The organism is Pedobacter sp. R-06, assembly GCF_049913135.1.
Taxonomy (GTDB): domain Bacteria; phylum Bacteroidota; class Bacteroidia; order Sphingobacteriales; family Sphingobacteriaceae; genus Pedobacter.
The window spans coordinates 1164437-1183377 of the sequence record NZ_CP183977.1 but is presented as its reverse complement, the minus strand read 5'-3'; the positions used below and the strand labels follow the sequence as shown (position 1 = coordinate 1183377).

Genomic DNA, 18941 nt, shown 5'->3' with positions numbered 1-18941 from the left:
ATAAAAAAAACTAAAGATTTGTTAAATAGGTTTTAAGCCCTTTTAAGTAGGTTTTGTAACTCGATTTCCCTAAAGCCTTGCCGATATTTCTCACACCGCCATAACCTGAAATCACTACCATGGCCACTTCTTCCGGTACAAAAGTATCTGCTAAGATATGGCTTGTTTTCCCCTTATTAAGTGCAGCTACAATTGCATTTTGCCACTGTATAATCAATTTGGAAAGTGCTTTTTTAAATGCCGGATTCATCGGCGACATCTCTTCGATCAGGTTAATGGCCGGGCAGCCATAATCAGGATTAAAAAAAACAAAATCGTTCAGCAGGTTTTCCAATACCTCGTAAATATCCTTTACGGGATCCTTTCCTTCTTCCAAAGGCTTAATCATTACTTTATACATGCCAGGGTAAAGCAATTCGTTGATCAGGCTTAATCCCATATCATCTTTAGTTTTAAAATGATAATAAAAGGCCCCTTTTGTTACTTGTGTGGTGGCAATAATTTCATCAATACTGGTCGACTGGTAGCCCTTTCGGTAAATCAGTTCGAAAGATTTCTGTAAAATCATCATCCGGGTATCGGCTGCCTTAGACATAACATACTAATTGGTATGTTGGCAAATATAGAACGATTGAGGACTAAGAATTTAATTGATATGTCATATTTTAAGTATAAAAAATGATCTCGTGGAAGTCTATATTGGTATTTTCTCATTTTGGCTACAAAAGCACCCGATTAGGCTACAAATAACACGTTAACCTTGCCCACATTTGATCCATCATTTATTCAGATAAAAATTATGGAACATCAACAAAAAAATCAAGGTACAAATACCCCAATAGCCAATAAGGTCTGGTTTATTACAGGTGCATCGCGTGGATTTGGGCGTGTGTGGGCAACTGCCGCGCTTGAACGTGGCGATAAGGTAGCTGCAACAGCACGGACGCTATCCAGCATTGCCGATCTTCAGGAAAAATACAAAGAAAATGTATTGACACTGGAACTGGACGTGACCAATTATGAGCAGGTAGAAAAAACTGTTCAACAGGCCCACAAACATTTTGGGAGACTGGATATTGTTTTAAATAACGCTGGTTATTCGCTTGTTGGCACTATTGAAGAAGCCACCATTGAACAGGTGAAAGCCATGTACGACACCAACATTTTTGGAGCGGTGGCTGTTATACAAGCCGCCCTGCCTATATTACGCAAGCAGGGTTACGGACATATTTTAGGTACATCGAGCAACCTCGGCCATGTTGTTTTACCCGTTATCGGTTATTATAGCTCATCAAAATGGGCATTTGAGGCCATCCACGAAAGCCTGGCAGCAGAGGTAAAATCTTTTGGGATCAAAGTAACCATTATCGAACCCGGGGCTTATGCCACTGAATTCGGAAGTCAGGCGTCTTTAAAGTTTGCTGATGGCATGGAGGAGTACACCGGCTTTAAGGCTCAGTTTTTTGAAGGTCTACAAAACATGGAAAGGGGTAATCCGGAGGCTACACCTGCTGCAATTTTTAAAATTGTTGATACGGAAAATCCACCTTTACGTTTATCCCTCGGTAGCCATAACCTAACCTGGGTACGTACGGCTTACGCTGAGCGTATAGCAAGCTGGGAAGAATGGGAAGCAGTATCGAACGCAGCACAGGGTTAATCAAATAGAAAATTATCCATATAACCGATAAACAAAAGCTTATCGGTTATATTTGTATTACATCAATATGAAAAAGGAAGATAACAGCCCTTATAAATTCAATTCTTTATCGGAAGCGCACCGGATAATGGGTCTGCCCCAACCAAAACATCCGCTGATCAGCCTCATCAATAATGAAAATCACCCGGTTGAAATGAGTGGACAGCCCAATTCACACATCCTTAATTTTTATAAAATCTCCTACAAGCCAAAATTAAGCGGCAGGCTAAAATACGGGCAGAGTTATTATGATTTTGATGAAGGTGGTTTGTTGTTCGCTGCTCCGAACCAGATTATCGGTCATGAACAGGATTTAGAATCAAGTGTTTGCTCATTATATACCTTATTGATCCATCCTGATTTTTTATTGTCGTACCCAATCGCCAAAAAAATCAAAAATTATGGTTTCTTTTCTTATTCCGCTAACGAAACATTACACCTATCAGAGAAGGAAAAGGCAACCATTATTGCTATTTTTAAAAATATTGAAGAAGAATTGAACAGCAGAATTGACGATTTTAGTCAGGATGTGATTATTACACAGATCGAATTGCTGTTGAATTACAGCAACCGTTTTTACAAACGCCAGTTTATTACACGCAAAGTGCTTAACAAAGATCTTTTGCAAAAACTGGAAGAACTGTTGGAAGCTTATTTTAATGATCGAACGCCGATGCTAAAGGGTTTACCAACCGTGCAGTATCTTTCCGATCATTTAAACGTTTCGCCAAGTTATTTAAGCGATCTGCTCCGTTCGCTAACCGGACAGAATGCACAACAGCATATCCATCAAAAACTGATAGAGAAAGCAAAGGAAAAGCTATCGGGCACCAGTTTGTCGGTGAGCGAAGTAGCTTACGAACTGGGCTTTGAACATTCGCAATCTTTTAACAAACTCTTTAAGGCAAAAACCAAGATCTCACCATTGGCATTTAGAAAAATGTTTAATTAACAAAAGACAATTCTTAAGTAGCGTTTTTGGTTTCTGTACCGTATAAGCTGTAAATTAAAGCTTTATGAAAAAGGTATTATTGATTCTCCTCTCCCTTGCAAGCATTGTTTATGTATCCTGCAAAAAAAACAACAACAACGGCAGTAATAACGATGGGCCGGGTGAAGTTTACGGCAAATGGAAACTGACTGAGGTGATGGAGGATCCTGGTAATGGAAGTATCGGAAAATACCAAAAAGTATCCGGGCAGGTTAAATACCTCACTTTAGATAAATCAGGTAAATTTGAAGGTGATGCTATGCCGGAATTATTGACCTATAAAATTTTGGATAGTGTAAAAATGGAAGTAACCAATAAAAATTATAACCAAACACTTATTTATCGCTATAAAGTTTCGGCAAAATCGCTCCAAATTAACCCACCTTGTTTCGAAGGCTGTGGATACAGGTTTGTACGGGAGTAATAATTTTAAGATCAAGGTTAGAAAGGTATAAGTATAATTTACTCAAAAAATCGTCATTGCGAGAAGGAACAACGAAGCAGTCTTTACAGCAAAAATTATTAGCATGAAAGATTGCTTCCCCGAATAGTCGGGACAGGCTGTCGGCTGAAAAAACCTTTAATGTCGACATTCCTTAGACATCGGTCAATGTTAGCATGTCGAAAGACAAATATTTTTTGTTTTCGGCTTGTAAAAGTCTTCGACAGGCTACCATTGACGTTATTTGCAAATCATTATTAATCAAAACTTTAGCTGCTTTAGTATTTCCATCCAGCTAGGCCATAGCACGATATCCCCGTTCTGCTTAAATCCGGCCTAACAAATTTTTCGGGCTGCACTGTCCAAGCCAACCTACTAGCTTCGAAAGAAAAATTTTCAGCCGGCAGTTTTTGTTTCTTTTTGATGCCAAAAAGAAAGAGCCCTTCGGCGGCGGCGAGCCGAGGCAAGACCGAGCAGTAGGAAAAGGGAAACGATTGTACGTCACTCATATTGATTTTTATACAATAAATTACCCCTCAGACTGACAACGTTCATCCTAACTCCTCGGTTTGTGTCCGCACAGACCGAAACACAAAATAAACTTAAAGTGATCTGTGGAGACACAGAACACGGATTAGAAAGAATTACACTCAAAAGAATAATCCTGCTTATCTGATAAATTGATTTGAGTAAATAGCTTTGAGATCAACTTAACCGACTAAACTATCCCAAATCAGCTGATAAACATCTGGTGCATATAAGATTTTATCAACTGCTTTCGAGGTCACCAGAACAGGTTTAAATTTATCGGCTACATTGATGCTGCCATGCGATCCTTTAACCAGCGTAGCATCGAGCGGAATTACATCCATTACATAACGGAAGCCGGCTTTTTTCCTTAAAAGTTTATACCCTGCCCTTAATTTAGAGGTCATGAACATTTCAACAGGATCGTAGCCCGGTTTTTTATGGATATCAACCACCCTTGCATAATCGGGTGCTTTAGCATCATCCAGCCAGAAATAATAGGTAAACCAGCTATTTTCTTTCGCAGTAAGAACCAGATCACCAGAACGTTCGTGATTAATATGGTGTTTCTCCTGTTCTGTCTTATCAAGCACCAATTCAATTTCAGGTACATTTTTCAACAAGGCTTTTACCTGCTCGGTTACACTTTTATCGTTGATATAAACATGCGCTACCTGGTGGTCGGCCACTACAAAAGCTTTCGAGGCACCGGGATCGAGTAATTCCAGTCCTCTTTCTGCCCGGATCTGGATTAAACCGTTTTCCCTGAACAAACGGTTAAGGTGGATTGGCTTATTTACAGGCGCAATACCATATTCGGAAAGCAGAATGATGCGTGCGCCCCTGCTTTCATAAAAACGAACCAATTCTTCGACCACCTGGTCGATTTCTTTCAGTTCTGTACTGATTTTATCAAGCTCAGGGCCAAACTTTTGTAGACAATAGTCTAAATGGGGCAAATAAATTAAGGTAAGCGTAGGGTTGTGGAGTTTTTCAGTTTCCATCGACGCATCTGCAATCCATCTGGTTGATTTAATATTTGCGCCAGGGCCCCAGAACTGAAACAAAGGAAACTGCCCCAGTTTATTTTGTAAATGATCGCGTAATTCGGCGGGTTGGGAATAACAGTCGGGCAATTTACGGCCATCGGCAAGATAATTTGGCCGTGGTGTTACCGAAAAATCGACTGTTGAATACATGTTATACCACCAGAACATATTGGCACAGGTAAAATCCGGATCTGCCTTTTTAGCCTGATCCCATATTTTTTCAGCATTCACCAGTTTGTTAGACTGTTTCCAGAATTTAATTTCAGCATCAGCATGATCGTACCATCCATTGCCAACAATACCATTTTCTGAAGGATATTTACCTGTAAGATAACTCGACTGCACCGCCGTTGTAACTGCAGGCAATAAAGGTTCTATGGTTGTTAAATGGTTCTCAGCAATATATTTCTGAAGAAATGGTGTATGCACCCCAATTACGGAAGCAGATAGGGCTACGATATCGATAACAACGGTTTTATGCATGTTCTTATTTATAATAAATTTTTAACCCAGGCCAGTTCCCTGATAATTGAATCGTTCAAAGGCGCTTTTAAAGCTGTTGGTAAAACTTCCCAGGTATAGGTCTCCACTTCTAAATGAGCGGTAAAAGGGTTATTTTTTTGCAAATTTAATACCTCGGTAATATCCGATTGTGTCGATTGGATTAAACCCATATCTTCAACAAAAATAGGTACATGAAAATGTGCCCGCCACTCCTCTACTTCAGGGTTTTCACCCGCTGTAAGTGCATCAGAGAGGTCGGGATATCGCAACAACGAACCATCATTTTTTCGTGCAATTACCTGATGGAGATAAGTAGGTTCATCAAAACGGCTTAATTGATCCAACACTGAAGTTCTTTCTGAAACAGATGCCGGCAATTTAGCTTTTAGCGCGGCACTGATCTGGATTTTTCCAATCTGAATACCTTTCTCCTGCAATTCATTGATGATGGCGGTATGAGGCTCGTAACCAATTGCGAAATGGCAAACATCATAACATAAACGGATATGTGTTTTAATCAAATCTTCTGCATCGATCGCATTTAAACCTGATTGCGCTGCAAAATAGGTTTTTCCGATCGGTAAAAGTTCGTTTTCAAACCAGTTTATAAATTCTGGACCGGATTCGAGAAAACCATCAGGTTCTGGTTCAATATCGAGATGGATGATTTTACCTGTCTTTTTATATATTTTTGCTAGGCCTTCGGCGACTTCTAAAATATGTGTAGTCGCAGTAACTGTAGCTTTTTCTCTTTCTAAAGCATCTTTAAACCAGGGTTTGTAACTCAATGGCGAGGTTGAAATACCTCCATCCATATTTGCAGGTAATAACTGCGAAAGAATAGCTGCTAAACGGAGTGTATATTCAACGCGATCTCTCGTCGTCCAATCGGGTGCGTGTACCTGATCTTTAACCCTGGTATGATGAAAACCACCATATGGAAATCCGTTCATGGTAAAAACATATCCGTCTTCCTGTGCAAGCCACTGCTTAAATATTTCCAGGTGATTTTCTTCCAATAATTCGATACTGGCGAGATTGGAAAGGCGCAAACCTATACCCATCGGTGCCTCTGGCGACAATTGCGCTTTCAATACCGGAAAACTATCTTTCAATACGGCAAAATGTGCCATCCAGTTTTCGCCTGCATAAATATTGGTACAGAAGGTTAAATGTCCGGAAGTTAATTTCATAGCCTAATGTTGAATAATAGCGGTTTGGTTATTTAAAATTTCGGCAGCTTGTTTTAAAATGTCGGCATCAATTTCGTGAACTTCCTCTCCACTGCCCAAACCTGTAAGTAAGGTGATCGTCAGCTCTCCACCAAGATGTTCCCTAAATTCTTCAAGCCCCTGCAAAATTGGGCTATTGCCTTCGGTAACCTGTAACAAAGGATGCGTTAATTCGAAACCAAGCTGCTGAATCAGGGTGATTACCCTTTGTGCATCATCGGCACTGATCCTGCCTGATAAATTGGAATATACGGTATCTAAGGCTATGCCCATGGCAACAGCTTCACCATGCCGCACTTCGAAATTAGTCAGGTATTCTAGTTTGTGTGCGCTCCAGTGGCCAAAATCCAACGGTCGGGCCGAACCGTTTTCAAAAGGATCGGCACTGCGGATATGCTCCATATGGAGTTTTGCACATTTCCAGATCTGGTAGTTCATGGCTGTTATATCCCGCTGTGCAAGCGCAACAGCATTCGCTTCCAGCCATTCAAAAAACTCACGGTCTTTAATCAATGCCACTTTAATTGCTTCAGCAATACCTGAGCGCCAATCGCGATCGGATAAAGTGCTTAAAAATACTTCATCGTTAAAAACTGCAACCGGAGGCGAAAAAGTGCCTAAAAAGTTCTTTTTATTGAAATAATTAATCCCATTTTTTACGCCAACACCCGAATCGTTCTGCGAAAGCACAGTACTTGGAATCCTGATGTGTTTAATACCGCGATGCGCAACCGTAGCCGCATAGCCCACCATATCGAGTACCGCGCCTCCACCAATGGCAGCAACAAACGAATGCCTGTCGATCCCATGAACATTGATGGCTTCTAACACCTGATCAAAATAGCTAGTATCGTTTTTCACCTGTTCTCCCCCCGGGATAATCAGGATATCCTGAACCAGCTGCGTTTGCGGGTATTTTGCAAAATACGTTTTAATCTGGGTATTAAGGTCTTTGTGTGCATTTGCTACACCTTCATCAATTACAAACAAGATTTTCTTTACTGCAACAGCCGGATTCAGGTTAACTAAAAAACTGTTCAACAGTTCGTTTTCAGGCAAAAAAAGCGATGAAGTAAAGAAAACATTATAATTATATTGTACTGTAAAGGATTGATGTAAATGTTCCATATCAATTTGAGAATGTGTGTTTGATGGTTAAGTAACGGCGAATAATTTAGACAGCCACATGGATAACGGCAATAGAGCTGCAATTATAAAAGCCAGAATCAGGGCATCGAAAGTTACGGCCCAAGCTGCATCCATCAAAATAAGTGAAATTACACCAGCTTTTACCGCCCCGCCGATATTTTTACCGATAGGCTCCTTTATTGCTTTTAAAAGTGGCCTGAAAATCATAAAGGTAAATGGAAGCAGAAACAGCAGCGACCACAGCAACCTATCGTTTACAAATGCAAAATAGGCAATAGCGCAGATCACGATTGCATACAGAAAGGCGGCCAAATATAAGTTTTTAGCATGGCCTCCGTGTACTTCGCCACGGCTGGTCATGGTGATGGAGAAAATATAGATTACTGGAATAACCGCTAAATAATAATGGCTTTGAAGCATTTCTGGCACAATACTCAAGCCCAGCAGTAAGTTAAAGCCACGGCATAAGCCCATATTCAAGGGGCCGAAAAAAGAATGGTGTTTACCAAATTTATTATAAAGCAAAGCGAAAACGGCCACCAAAATGGCCAGTAAGCCCGATGTTAAACTATTTAATGCAGCTAAAACAATTCCGGCAAGGAGTAATAAACTTCCCAAAACGGTTGCATTTTTTAAGCTGATCAGCCCACTGGGTATGGCTCTTTCCGGACGTTCTATTTTATCCAGATCGGCATCAAAAACATCGTTAAAAACGATCCCTCCTCCATACAAACAGGCTGTTGATGCGGCCAAAAACACAATAGACAGCCATGGAACAGACAACCCACTACTTAAAACACCGGAAATGGCAATTCCTGCTAAAATATCGGCTACTGAAGTAACAATATTGGCAGGGCGCATCATGCGCAGATAGACAATTATTTTTTTCAATACTTTAGCTAATGATGATCGACGATTTATCTGTTCTTGGCTGTTGTCCGCCACGCAAAATGGTATTGCCTTCGAATTTCTCGGTAAGGTCTACATTTTTTTGCACATTGAAATCGGCTTCATCCAGCTGCCCGCTCTGTGCAAATGCAGTAATTGCATTGCGGTAAGTAACCAGCTCAATATCCTCATCACTTAAACCACGCATTTTCATTAAAGCAGCGGTTTTTGGTACGGCCAAAGGATCGCTGATCCCCCAATCGGCAGCAGAATTTACCATAATACGCTCAGCGCCATATTGTTTTACAATGTCTACCATGCGCTCGTTACCCATTTTAGTAAACGGATAAATGGTAAAAGCAGCCCAAAAGCCTCTATCTAATACCTCTTTTACCGTCTCTTCGTTATTGTGATCGATAATTACGCTATAAGGATCAAGGCCATGCTCCAAAGCAATATCCATACTGCGTTGTGTACCTTTTTTCTTATCGCGGTGTGGTGTATGTACCTGCACAGGCAAACCTGCTTCTTTGGCAAGCTGAAGTTGTAATCGATAATATTTTTCTTCGGCTGCAGTTTGATCGTCGAAGCCGATTTCGCCCACGCCAACTACACCTTCTTTATAGATAAACAATGGCAATATTTCCATTACCTGCTCTGCCAGGCTTTCATTATTGGCTTCTCTTGAGTTAAGACCAATGGTGCAATAATGTTTAATGCCAAATTGAGAAGAGCGGAAGCGCTCCCAACCGATTAAGCTACTGTAATAATCTCTAAAGCTATCTAATCCGGTACGTGGCTGCCCCAACCAAAATGCGGGTTCTATCAAAGCAACAACGCCTGCATCGGCCATCGCCTGGTAATCGTCGGTTGTTCTCGAAGTCATGTGAACATGTGGGTCGAAGAATTTCATTCCCTTTACCGCACTGATATCGAATGCTTCAGGCTCCCCCATCAATGCTTTATCTCTTTCAATTGAACTACTGCAACACATATATTTCTATTTTGAATTTCTAATGGTTAAAATGAATCCCAGTTTAAGTTTCCTTCCGAGAGGACCAACTTAAGTTCAGGAAAAGTGTTAATATAATCTTTTGCCGGCTGATAATCGGACTGTGCAACGGCAAGTGCAATGGCGCGTTGTTCAATCTGGTCGTTATGCTGCAAACCGACTTTAAGGGTCTCAAAAATTTCAGCATTGATAAATTTGCCAACCAGGCGCCAAAGCTGTGGGTTTACCTTTCGTTTGGCAGCCCAGCGTTCTTTTGCATAATCTATCAAAGTTAGTGCAAGTTCCGGATTGGCACGCTTATCTAAACCAACGATGAACTTAATATTTTTTTCTGTAAAGAACGCTTTCAGTACCAATTGGTTCCAGGCAGCCTCATCCAAATTTTCTGAAGGATAAGGATTGTTTTCCATTATCGCTTCCAAAACGGACCCGATATTGCTCCTGATCCCTTCAGCACAACGTTTCACCCAAATTTCAGGATGGGCTAAAAACGGCAAAGCCGAATACAAAGCCACCGCCTCATTCATTTCTGCCGACAGGAATAAGCGATCGATAGTTGCATAAAGTTTCTCCGGGTCTGCTGCATTTAAAGTGCTCAGCAACCAAACGCGACAAAGCCTATCTATAGTCCAGTTACTAATATAACTGATACCTGCCTCTTCTATTAAGGCCTTTTGATCATCATTAAGCTGAATAAGCAATTTCCCGGTTTTGCGCGGCACCATCACAAATGCCTGACTGATTTTATTGCTTTGATCAGCTGATTGTGTGATGCTTTCTAACCAATTTTGGCCATCTGCACCTACATTGCTTTTTACAATAGCTGATAAAGCTTTTTGGATAGCCATCCTATCATCACCTTTCATAATTATCTAAATCTATTAGCTGGCAATACCCGCCGAAACAAAATAATTGATCAACAAGGCCCCCGCAATAATCAACAGGCCAAAAAATTCTCTCGTTTGTTCGATATAAGGTTTAGTGGCCTGCATGCTCTGCACGAGGCTCTCGCGTCTGTATTTGGTAATCCAATCCCGCACACCATCTTTTGCGAAGAATAGGATAGCAGCATAAATTAAATAGAAAGCAGTTAAAAACAGATAAGCGAAAGGATAAAATTTACCCGCCGCAGCCAATCCGCAGCATATTGCGGCACTTAAATAGATAGAAACCCAAAGAAAGGCATCGTTATCATTTAAATTTACATAGGCAAAGCCTAAAAACGAGATGCAAAAAATAATGTTAAGGATAATTAAAAGCATTTTAAATTATTTGGTTTAAAATAAGCTAAATCGATTTCCCGATTTTTTTCATTGAAAAACAAAGTTATTTAAACTGAATGCTTTTTTTGCTTAAAAATTGTAAATTATATACTGCTATAAAAGTTTTTTTTGATTAAAAATGGTATTACCATAAATCTAAAAACAGCTGATTTTGGGTAATGGAAAGCTAACCAATTTTCAAACCAGGTTTTTATCTTTCAGCAGATCCAAAACCATTTTTTCTCATCCATTCGTAGCAACCTATAAACCAGCTATCTTTATTTTCTACATCATAAATACCAAAACCATGCCCCCCTGTCTGCAGAATATGCATCTCAGCTTTAACCTTGGCTTTGAGTAGTGCATCGAAAAACTGCAGACTATTTTTCATCGGGATTACATCATCATCAGCCGCATGAACCAAAAATGTTGGTGGCGTAATATCATTAACAGACTTATTGGTGCTATATAAACTTAACGCTTTTGCCGTAGGTTTTTTTCCGATTAAATTCTCTCTGGTGCGGGGTATATCCGGATCATAAATGATAACAGGATAAAGTAAAATCATAAAATCGGGTCTAAGTGATATATGCGCTTTATTATCTATTACTACCCTGTTTAACTGCGTGCCTGCTGTTGAGACTAAATGCCCCCCTGCCGATAGCCCTATCATCCCTATCTTATTTGGTTTTATATTCCATTCGCCTGCTCGTCTGCGTACCGTTTTAATAGCTGTCTGCGCATCCTGCAATGGACCGATCGTTTTGTCGTTCATAATTTTATCGCTGGGTAAACGATACTTTACAACAAAGGCAGCAACCCCCAGTGCGCTGAATGCCTTAGCAATTTCAATGCATTTTTTGGGGGCAAGAACAAAATAACCACCACCGGGAAAAATGATTACAGCCGTTCCATTGGCTTTATTTTTATCCGGGAGGTAGGCCTGCATGGTCGGGATACTTATATTTTTAATCAGGCCGTTGCTGTCGGTTTCTTCTATATAATCTGCAGGGGTTTTCTTTGCATTTGGTATCTGCTCCTGATAAAGCGGGATCGTAAGATCCTGGGCATAACAAAATGAGGAGGATAAAATGCAAAAGAAAAAAATAAAAGCTCGTTTCAATGTAGTTGGGTTTAATTGCTTAAAATTAAGCCCGCTTTACCAATTAATATGTGCAAAAATGCGCTATTTATGCCTGTATTTTTCTGAACATTAAAGGCTGAAAACCATAAGCTGATTTAAAGGCCCTGCAAAAAGCACTCACGTTTTCGAATCCACAGGACCAGGTTATTTCATGAATGGGTTTATCAGTATTTTTAAGCAAATCAACAGCCTGTTTAAGTTTTATCTGAATCAGGTATTGATGTGGCGTAACCTTAAATACAGATTTAAACTGCCTGATGAGCTGAGGAACTGATAAACAAGCAATACTACCCAGTAATTTTAAATCGGGCTTCTCCATAAAAGTTGAATGAAGAAAATCCTTCGCAATACATAGACGCTTGTAAATTTCGATTTTTGAGCTTGGCTTTATGGCCGAAACGCCTGCAATTTTTTCTGTGTCGGATTTAAGTGTCCTGATCAGATATCTAAGTAAAAAAAACAGCTGTTCTTCAGCACCATCGTCATAACCATTATTTTCGAGGCCCGAAATAAGCGTTGCCAGTTGCAACTGTAATTCAGGATCGATATCATTCAATGTTTGAAAAAACTCCGGTTGTTCATTATTCCTATAAAATGGATTATCCAATAATTCCACTTCACTTTTTAAAGTATCCTGAAATACCTGCGCGGCAAAATCTTTTTGAAAAAAAACCGATAATCCCCTTACCTTATCCATAGTATCAATTTTACAGGAATAATTTTGTTCATCGTTGAGGATCAGGAACTGTCCGGGCCGAATGGCCAGCTTACGTTTATTAATACCATACCACTCCTCTCCTTTTAATATCGTTTTGAAAGAAAGGCAGCCCACATGATCATCACAAAAACTATAACTGCTAACGGTGTTAAAAACAACATTTTGCACTTTAAACCGTCTAAAATGAAGATCCTGATCAAAATCAGGATTGGAATGATCTGGTAATGAAGTTAAATACATCTGCTGATAATATTTTTTCGGTTAAGATTAACACAAGATAATAACTGTTGCATTAAAACGATCATTTTTGAGCAAGTTATTGCTGTGAAACATTTGTTTCTTTCTTGATTCCGGCATATAAAAGCAGCAGTACGAAACCTAAAATACTAAAGGTCGATTCAATAATTAACCATTGTGAACCGAAACTACCTAGAGGTCCATCAACCCAAATCGTGATCAACCTGGAAATAGAATAGGCAGCCCAAAAGAGCAAAAGAAAAAAAAGAGCCTTCCCGATGTCAGTCAACAAAAGGTAAATCAGCAAAAAGGTAATCAGCAAACCAACCCCTCCATATATTCCCCTTATAGAGCTTATAGCATCTGTGTTGGGCAATTGAGTTGATACTAAATCCATGGTTGCCTGCGGATTCCAAATGGATGAGATACTAACATAAGCTAAACTCAGGATAGAAAAACCGATGTAAACCCGACTACTGATTTTAATAATTTTTTGTGCGTTCATAATCAATATTTTTTTATTGGTAATGAGGCAAAGGTGTTTGCTTTTTTATAATTAAATCTTGATTGAAGTCAAGGTTTTTTTAAACGCGATAATGTTTCGGCGCTCATTCTTAAATAATTTGCAATATGTTTAAGCGGAATCTGCTGGAAGAGCTGTGGGCTCCTGCTCAAAACCCTGTTGTACCGTTCTATTGGGGAACTGGTTAAAATATCAATTTCACGTTCAAGCTGTTGCACAACAAGGTTTTCTAAAATTTTCATCCAAAAGAGCTGATTCTTTTCAGTTTCTAAAAAATGATCAACCTGCTGCCGTGGTATAACCCTTATTACTGTTTTTTTAATGGCCTGGATGAAATAATTTGAGGGTTTACCAGTTAAAAAAGAATCCATTGAAACAATTAAATCACCCTGGTATCCAAATCTGATCACCTGCTCTTCATCATTATCCAAAACAAATAACCGTAAACTTCCACTTTCGATATAATATACATTGGTATCGATATTTCCTTTTACGCTTAAAAATTCATTTCTGTTAATGGTAATGGTTTTTACCGAAAGTTCAACAAATTCTTTCATTTTACTTTGTATGCATGGTATTTGACAGCGCCATTATTTTTTACCGGCAATTTAAAAATCGTTTGTATTATTCCCGCACTTCCTACAAGTGAATACTATAATTGAGCATTTCTGCACATACTTAGAAAAACATACACGATAATTTTGATCAGTTTAAAACAGAAATATTAAAAAATCAATCTATGAAATCAGTTAGTAAAAATTTATCATTATTGTTCTTTACATTAGCATTAACCCTCGTATTTTCCTGCAAGGATAAAGATAAAGATGTTCCGCCAAATAATTCGGATGAAGCCGCCGCAACCAGGGTTGTGGGCACCTATAAGGGAACAGTGGATATCACTTCAACCGAATATTTTAACGCAATTATCCAGGTTACAAAAGAGAATGGCAACAAAGTAAAGGTTACAGCAAAACCTGGCGAGCCTTACTCCAATGTAACATCAAAAATTTTCACCATAAAAGCAATTCAGGGTTCAAATGATGCCGAGGCGATTGGGGCTCCGGAAGGAACATTGGTATACGACCACGCAGCAAAAAACATCGTTATTGTTACCCTGCCAACCGCATCGGGCGACATTTCGTTTAATTTCAGAGGTACAAAACAGTAAAACGATATTTAAAGTTCATCCTTGGCGCCCAATTTATTGTTAAAAGCATATCGATCATTGGCGTATTAATTTAACTATAGCTAGGTTATAACAGTAACCTGGCTATTTTTATAAGGGAAAAGTTACAAGTTTACCAGATCGATCAATTAACCAGACAGCTTTATAAACAGGAAATAAGTAGAGGTGACCGTAAAATGGGATGATGTTGTTGGAAGAATAATATGTTAACTATAAAAGCACGGCACCATTGATATTATCCCTAATGATCAAAAACAAGTTTTAGAATATTCGCAAGCACGGGATTATGGTCATCGGCACGCCAGTTAATCAATATATCGGTTTCAAAAGGTAAAGGAATAAACCGTAGACCGGGGCTTTGGTGGTGCATATAAGAATCTGGCAAAATGGCTATTCCCAATCCTTTCCGTACGAGTGCAATAATCGTAGATCCAAATTCGGAATGCAGAAATACATCAGGAACAAAATCGTAAGATTTAAAAAGTGCCTGAATAATCTCGCTATAGCTACTCCCCTCATCCTTGGTCGGCAGAATAAACTTCTGCACTTTAAGGCGCTCGGTAGATAAATCTTCAACTTTTTTAAAAGAATGCGCTAAGGGAACCACCAGAGCCAGGTGATCGGAATATATTTTTTTTGATTTAATGCCCTGCTCACTGGTAATATCCCTCGTAATGGCCAGGTCAATCTTATAGTTCTTTAGAAAATCGAGTTGATTTTCATACAAAACCTGCACCAACTTAATTTGAAGCTGTGGAAATGCCTGCGTAATCTTGGCCAAAATATCGGGCATGATAGAAGCTGATATGGAATCAGGATGTGCAATGGTAATGGTTCCGCGCTCGCCTAAATGGATCTGTTTGGCAAATTGATGGATATATTCGAGCTCATTTAATTCGACCGCCCACTTCTCTCTTAAGAATTTACCTGCTGGGGTGAGCTTCACGTTACGTTTATTACGTTCGAAAAGCTGCAGGCCCAATTCATTTTCAAGCGACTGAATTTGGCGGGTTAAGGCCGACTGTGTGATATTTACCTTTTCTGCCGTTTTCCAATAATGAAGCTGTTCTGCCAGGGCCAAAAAATACTTGATTCGCTGAAGATCCATTAATGCAAAATACGCATTAATAAATGAAAAAATAGCATTTTATTACATTTAAAGAGTTGTTACATTCGTGCCATGGAGCACATCATTATCGAAAGGGCAACACTCGCTGATATCAAAAAACTACAGGAAATAGGGAGAACAACATTTTCCGAAGCTTTTGCAGCAGCAAACAGCGCGGAAAACATGAAAGACTACCTCGAAAAAGGCTTTTCTGAAGAAAAACTGACAGCGGAACTGAGCAATCAGGATTCTCAGTTTTATTTTGCGCTGCTTAATGAAAAAGTTATTGGCTATTTAAAAATCAACACAGGGCAGGCCCAAACCGAAAAACTAAATCCTGATGCACTTGAAATTGAGCGTATTTACCTTTTGAAAGCATTTTACGGTCAGAAAGTTGGCCAGTTACTTTATCAAAAAGCCATTGATATTGCACTTGAAATGCAAGCCAGTTATGTATGGCTAGGCGTATGGGAAGAAAATTACAGGGCATTAAGATTTTACGAAAAAAATGGCTTTACACCTTTCGGCAAGCATAAGTTTTGGCTTGGAGATGATGAACAAACAGATTTGATGATGAAAAAAGTATTGGTTAACGATAATGAATTAAAAGTATCCTAATGGAAAAAAGAAACCTCTTTTTGATTTTATTGATCCTGGGTACTGCGTTCTGGGGAATTTCATTTTCTGTTACCAAGCTTGCAATCGGACAGCACCAGCCAGTTCTTTTTCTGTTCTACCGTTTCTTACTCGCCACAATGGTGTTATCGGTTATTTTCTGGAAACACGTAAAGAAACTCGATTTAACAGTAATTAAAACAGGCGCAAGTTTAGCTGTTCCACTGGTACTTGGCATTTATTTGCAAACATTGGGTATTACACATACCTCGGCATCACAATGTTCATTTGTAGCCGGAATAACCGTTGTAATGATTCCGGTGATTAAACTTATTATTTATCGAAAACCTGCAGCACTAAAAATATGGATTGCAGCATTCACAGCGCTAATTGGGCTTTTTGTAATATCTGTTACTGATAAACTCAGCATTGGAACCGGAGATTTATATACGATTATCGGTGCTTTTTGTTTTGCCATATATTTAATCCAGATCGAAAAGGAATCAACGGCAGGTGATATTATCCCTACCATTGTGCCTATGTTTGCCACTTGCGCTTTATTAACTTTTCTATTAACGTTTATCCAGGGAAACGCTACCTGGATCCCTCAACAAGAAACATTTTGGATAGGGATTGTCTTTTGCGCATTATTCTCAACGGCATATATGTACACCATATCGAATATTTCTCAAAAGTACATCAGTGCCGAAAGGGTATCTATCATTTATCTTTTCGAACCTATTTTCGGCGCTTTCGCTGCGCATTTTATTTTGGGAGAAGAAATTACATCGAGGCTATTGATTGGAGGCGGAATGATATTTCTGGCAACACTGATTTCAGAACTGAAGTGGAGAATGCCAAATCCATTTGCAATGCTTAGGATATTGAAGGAGAAAAAATATTAGGCTTAGTTTAAAGCCTATTATATTACCATTCCATTCTGCCTAAACTTACAGTTCCGCTCATATTAACATTGGTTAAGAGGGTGTATGAACAATCTAACTCTTTAAGTTTTCTTAAGCCATATATATCGAGTTCAACCAAAGGGTTATCTCTCAGCGACAATTCTTCAAGATCTTTAAACTTACTAAAATCTAATTTTGCCAACTGATTTTCAGCTAACCTGATCAGCTTTACCGCAGGGCACCCTGTTACTTTAAACTCGGTTAGCCTGTTTTTCTGAAACTCAATACGCACAAGTTTTGGAAGATTTGAAATGCTCACTTTATTAACTGCATTCTGTAGCATGTTTATATCTTCGAGCTTTTGTAGTCCTGTAAAATCTATTACACTGATTTGATTCTGATGAATGTATAAATTTCTGAGGTTTATCAATCCCTTAAGGTTGACCCGCTGAATCTGGTTATTGTAGCCAAAAATATTTTCCAGGTTTTTCATTCCTTCCAGATCCAGTACCTGTACCTGGTTATTCCAAAAGCTTAACTCTTTTAGGTTGGTGAAATTTTTAATACCCTCTAACGAACCAATACCTGCCTGATCTAAACTGAGCTTAGTTGCTTTTTGTGCTTCAACTAGCTGAATTTCGCCATCTCCATTAAGATCAATGCCCAGAATAACCAATTTCTTCTTAAAATTCTGATCCGGAATTTTTATCGTTTGGGCAAAAGCACCAAAAGGTATGATCATCCCTATAATGATGAGGTACCAATAGATATGTTTTTTATTCATTATTTTTCTCATTTTAATTGCTCACCACTACATTTACTACTGCACCAGCTTCTTTAACCTCAACAAACCCACTTACCTCATTTTCAATAAAAACATCGTAATACTGATCCTCATAAATTGGCGACGAGCCTAAAGCATATCCATAAACATTATAAGAAGTGCTTGTGCCGGTTTGAACAGCAACTGTTTTTTGCCTGGCAAAGGCTATCCAGCTAATTGCATAATACTTTCCGGGTTTCAGGTTGGTGAACTGAAACGTTCCCTTATCATCCAAAAACCTGCCTTCTACCCGGTAAGTAAATGCAACGGGACTCATAGAAGCCTGTTTTTTACGGCTATTAAATTTTTTCTTCAACTCCAAAAATTCAGTAAAATAAGGTGTTACCGGGAATAGCAAAATCTGGCTCCCTTTAACGCCAAAATTATCTTTTCCCTTTTTTTTCAGTGTGGCGGTACCTTGGATAACAGCTGTTCCTTTTTCCATCAATTTGGCCGTTTCTGCTTCATTAAAAGGGGTAGTAGGAAGAACCCATTCTGGGGTTTTCTGCGCATAGACCATCATACTACAATATAAAAGCAACATTTTAACCAACAGTATTTTTGGTATTCTTTTGTTCATCATTTTTTCAAAGTTTTATTTGGCCTCATTATAACCTTAAGATCCTGATAATAAATACAATATATCGATTCATTAAGCAAAAAACCCGGATAACTTGCTAAAATTTATCCAGGTTTTTACCTTGGGCGATTAAGAGACAGTTATTAATTTAATTCTATGCTTTTTACTCCATTAAACCTGGACTACCGTTTTATAGATAAACTCATGTTTTGTTTTTCTTAAATCAACAGCTTTGCAGTTTTTTAAAATTTCTAATCATCTTATAATATAATACCCAAAGTTAAACCGGAACATGTTTGTATTTATCCCTGATTTCGGGGATATTTGATTTTATTGCCACACCCAT

21 protein-coding genes are annotated in these 18941 nt (G+C 38.9%); 6 read left to right on the top strand and 15 right to left on the bottom strand.

Going from position 1 to position 18941, the window contains the following annotated elements; all coding sequences use genetic code 11:
- Positions 1 to 10: 10 nt before the first annotated feature.
- Positions 11 to 595 carry a TetR/AcrR family transcriptional regulator gene (locus tag ACN9MR_RS05075; protein WP_426328527.1) on the bottom strand — a complete coding sequence of 195 codons (585 nt, stop codon included), beginning with the start codon at positions 593 to 595 and terminating at the stop codon, positions 11 to 13.
- Positions 596 to 799: 204 nt separating this feature from the next.
- Here ACN9MR_RS05075 and ACN9MR_RS05070 point away from each other — a divergent pair, with 204 nt between their 5' ends.
- From ACN9MR_RS05070 to ACN9MR_RS05060, 3 genes are all read left to right on the top strand, one after another.
- Positions 800 to 1660, top strand: coding sequence for an SDR family NAD(P)-dependent oxidoreductase (locus ACN9MR_RS05070; protein ID WP_426328526.1), 861 nt, complete (start codon positions 800 to 802; stop codon positions 1658 to 1660).
- A 67-nt stretch (positions 1661 to 1727) separates the two neighbouring features.
- The gene (locus tag ACN9MR_RS05065; RefSeq protein ID WP_426328525.1) at positions 1728 to 2651 is read left to right on the top strand and encodes a helix-turn-helix domain-containing protein; all 924 of its coding nucleotides are present in this window, start codon (positions 1728 to 1730) and stop codon (positions 2649 to 2651) included.
- Positions 2652 to 2715: 64 nt separating this feature from the next.
- Complete coding sequence (locus ACN9MR_RS05060; RefSeq protein ID WP_426328524.1) at positions 2716 to 3114, top strand: hypothetical protein; 399 nt, start codon at positions 2716 to 2718, stop codon at positions 3112 to 3114.
- 728 nt (positions 3115 to 3842) lie between these two features.
- Here ACN9MR_RS05060 and ACN9MR_RS05055 read toward each other — a convergent pair.
- The 11 genes from ACN9MR_RS05055 to ACN9MR_RS05005 all read right to left on the bottom strand — a co-directional run bounded on the left by ACN9MR_RS05055 (position 3843) and on the right by ACN9MR_RS05005 (position 13935).
- Positions 3843 to 5192 (bottom strand): alkaline phosphatase family protein, encoded by a 1350-nt coding sequence (locus ACN9MR_RS05055; RefSeq protein ID WP_426328523.1) that lies wholly within the window; start codon positions 5190 to 5192, stop codon positions 3843 to 3845.
- Positions 5193 to 5200: 8 nt separating this feature from the next.
- Complete coding sequence (gene eboE, locus ACN9MR_RS05050; protein ID WP_426328522.1) at positions 5201 to 6406, bottom strand: metabolite traffic protein EboE; 1206 nt, start codon at positions 6404 to 6406, stop codon at positions 5201 to 5203.
- A 3-nt stretch (positions 6407 to 6409) separates the two neighbouring features.
- Positions 6410 to 7573 carry a 3-dehydroquinate synthase gene (locus tag ACN9MR_RS05045; RefSeq protein WP_426328521.1) on the bottom strand — a complete coding sequence of 388 codons (1164 nt, stop codon included), beginning with the start codon at positions 7571 to 7573 and terminating at the stop codon, positions 6410 to 6412.
- A 27-nt stretch (positions 7574 to 7600) separates the two neighbouring features.
- Positions 7601 to 8485: a UbiA-like protein EboC gene (gene eboC, locus ACN9MR_RS05040; RefSeq protein ID WP_426328520.1), complete on the bottom strand. Its 885-nt coding sequence runs from the start codon at positions 8483 to 8485 to the stop codon at positions 7601 to 7603.
- A 4-nt stretch (positions 8486 to 8489) separates the two neighbouring features.
- Positions 8490 to 9476, bottom strand: coding sequence for a TatD family hydrolase (locus tag ACN9MR_RS05035; protein ID WP_426328519.1), 987 nt, complete (start codon positions 9474 to 9476; stop codon positions 8490 to 8492).
- Positions 9477 to 9502: 26 nt separating this feature from the next.
- Positions 9503 to 10360, bottom strand: a complete 858-nt coding sequence (locus ACN9MR_RS05030; protein ID WP_426328518.1) for an EboA domain-containing protein — start codon at positions 10358 to 10360, stop codon at positions 9503 to 9505.
- Positions 10361 to 10375: 15 nt separating this feature from the next.
- Positions 10376 to 10756 carry a transmembrane 220 family protein gene (locus tag ACN9MR_RS05025; RefSeq protein ID WP_230147913.1) on the bottom strand — a complete coding sequence of 127 codons (381 nt, stop codon included), beginning with the start codon at positions 10754 to 10756 and terminating at the stop codon, positions 10376 to 10378.
- 211 nt (positions 10757 to 10967) lie between these two features.
- On the bottom strand, positions 10968 to 11879 hold the full coding sequence (locus tag ACN9MR_RS05020) for an alpha/beta hydrolase (RefSeq protein WP_426328517.1): 912 nt from the start codon (positions 11877 to 11879) through the stop codon (positions 10968 to 10970).
- 67 nt (positions 11880 to 11946) lie between these two features.
- Positions 11947 to 12858 carry a helix-turn-helix domain-containing protein gene (locus ACN9MR_RS05015; protein WP_426328516.1) on the bottom strand — a complete coding sequence of 304 codons (912 nt, stop codon included), beginning with the start codon at positions 12856 to 12858 and terminating at the stop codon, positions 11947 to 11949.
- 76 nt (positions 12859 to 12934) lie between these two features.
- Complete coding sequence (locus tag ACN9MR_RS05010) at positions 12935 to 13360, bottom strand: DUF4345 domain-containing protein (protein ID WP_426328515.1); 426 nt, start codon at positions 13358 to 13360, stop codon at positions 12935 to 12937.
- Positions 13361 to 13428: 68 nt separating this feature from the next.
- Positions 13429 to 13935, bottom strand: coding sequence for a Crp/Fnr family transcriptional regulator (locus tag ACN9MR_RS05005; protein WP_426328514.1), 507 nt, complete (start codon positions 13933 to 13935; stop codon positions 13429 to 13431).
- Between the two features lie 182 nt (positions 13936 to 14117).
- Here ACN9MR_RS05005 and ACN9MR_RS05000 point away from each other — a divergent pair, with 182 nt between their 5' ends.
- Positions 14118 to 14546: a hypothetical protein gene (locus ACN9MR_RS05000; protein WP_426328513.1), complete on the top strand. Its 429-nt coding sequence runs from the start codon at positions 14118 to 14120 to the stop codon at positions 14544 to 14546.
- Between the two features lie 259 nt (positions 14547 to 14805).
- Here ACN9MR_RS05000 and ACN9MR_RS04995 read toward each other — a convergent pair whose 3' ends face one another.
- Positions 14806 to 15672, bottom strand: coding sequence for a LysR family transcriptional regulator (locus ACN9MR_RS04995; RefSeq protein ID WP_426328512.1), 867 nt, complete (start codon positions 15670 to 15672; stop codon positions 14806 to 14808).
- A gap of 72 nt (positions 15673 to 15744) precedes the next feature.
- Between ACN9MR_RS04995 and ACN9MR_RS04990 the strand changes: the two genes are divergently transcribed.
- A complete protein-coding gene (locus ACN9MR_RS04990) occupies positions 15745 to 16290 on the top strand; it encodes a GNAT family N-acetyltransferase (RefSeq protein ID WP_426328511.1) in 546 nt (181 codons plus the stop codon).
- A complete protein-coding gene (locus tag ACN9MR_RS04985; RefSeq protein ID WP_426328510.1) occupies positions 16290 to 17192 on the top strand; it encodes a DMT family transporter in 903 nt (300 codons plus the stop codon). The genes ACN9MR_RS04990 and ACN9MR_RS04985 overlap by 1 nt, the downstream gene beginning before the upstream one ends.
- A gap of 22 nt (positions 17193 to 17214) precedes the next feature.
- Here ACN9MR_RS04985 and ACN9MR_RS04980 read toward each other — a convergent pair whose 3' ends face one another.
- Together ACN9MR_RS04980 and ACN9MR_RS04975 are read right to left on the bottom strand one after the other, a co-directional pair.
- Positions 17215 to 17976, bottom strand: coding sequence for a leucine-rich repeat domain-containing protein (locus ACN9MR_RS04980; protein ID WP_426328509.1), 762 nt, complete (start codon positions 17974 to 17976; stop codon positions 17215 to 17217).
- A gap of 13 nt (positions 17977 to 17989) precedes the next feature.
- Entirely contained in the window at positions 17990 to 18598 is a 609-nt protein-coding gene (locus ACN9MR_RS04975) for a hypothetical protein (RefSeq protein WP_426328508.1), read from the bottom strand.
- Between the last annotated feature and the right edge of the window lie 343 nt (positions 18599 to 18941).

Coding starts and splice junctions, on each gene's coding strand:
- eboE (WP_426328522.1), bottom strand. CDS start 6,406: ATGAAATTAACTTCCGGACATTTAACCTTCTGTACCAATATTTATGCA.
- ACN9MR_RS05000 (WP_426328513.1), top strand. CDS start 14,118: ATGAAATCAGTTAGTAAAAATTTATCATTATTGTTCTTTACATTAGCA.
- ACN9MR_RS05030 (WP_426328518.1), bottom strand. CDS start 10,360: ATGAAAGGTGATGATAGGATGGCTATCCAAAAAGCTTTATCAGCTATT.
- ACN9MR_RS05055 (WP_426328523.1), bottom strand. CDS start 5,192: ATGCATAAAACCGTTGTTATCGATATCGTAGCCCTATCTGCTTCCGTA.
- ACN9MR_RS05025 (WP_230147913.1), bottom strand. CDS start 10,756: ATGCTTTTAATTATCCTTAACATTATTTTTTGCATCTCGTTTTTAGGC.
- ACN9MR_RS05010 (WP_426328515.1), bottom strand. CDS start 13,360: ATGAACGCACAAAAAATTATTAAAATCAGTAGTCGGGTTTACATCGGT.
- ACN9MR_RS04985 (WP_426328510.1), top strand. CDS start 16,290: ATGGAAAAAAGAAACCTCTTTTTGATTTTATTGATCCTGGGTACTGCG.
- ACN9MR_RS05065 (WP_426328525.1), top strand. CDS start 1,728: ATGAAAAAGGAAGATAACAGCCCTTATAAATTCAATTCTTTATCGGAA.
- ACN9MR_RS04980 (WP_426328509.1), bottom strand. CDS start 17,976: ATGAATAAAAAACATATCTATTGGTACCTCATCATTATAGGGATGATC.
- ACN9MR_RS05075 (WP_426328527.1), bottom strand. CDS start 595: ATGTCTAAGGCAGCCGATACCCGGATGATGATTTTACAGAAATCTTTC.
- ACN9MR_RS04990 (WP_426328511.1), top strand. CDS start 15,745: ATGGAGCACATCATTATCGAAAGGGCAACACTCGCTGATATCAAAAAA.
- ACN9MR_RS05060 (WP_426328524.1), top strand. CDS start 2,716: ATGAAAAAGGTATTATTGATTCTCCTCTCCCTTGCAAGCATTGTTTAT.
- ACN9MR_RS05045 (WP_426328521.1), bottom strand. CDS start 7,573: ATGGAACATTTACATCAATCCTTTACAGTACAATATAATTATAATGTT.
- ACN9MR_RS05035 (WP_426328519.1), bottom strand. CDS start 9,476: ATGTGTTGCAGTAGTTCAATTGAAAGAGATAAAGCATTGATGGGGGAG.
- ACN9MR_RS05015 (WP_426328516.1), bottom strand. CDS start 12,858: ATGTATTTAACTTCATTACCAGATCATTCCAATCCTGATTTTGATCAG.
- ACN9MR_RS04975 (WP_426328508.1), bottom strand. CDS start 18,598: ATGATGAACAAAAGAATACCAAAAATACTGTTGGTTAAAATGTTGCTT.
- ACN9MR_RS05070 (WP_426328526.1), top strand. CDS start 800: ATGGAACATCAACAAAAAAATCAAGGTACAAATACCCCAATAGCCAAT.
- ACN9MR_RS04995 (WP_426328512.1), bottom strand. CDS start 15,672: ATGGATCTTCAGCGAATCAAGTATTTTTTGGCCCTGGCAGAACAGCTT.
- ACN9MR_RS05005 (WP_426328514.1), bottom strand. CDS start 13,935: ATGAAAGAATTTGTTGAACTTTCGGTAAAAACCATTACCATTAACAGA.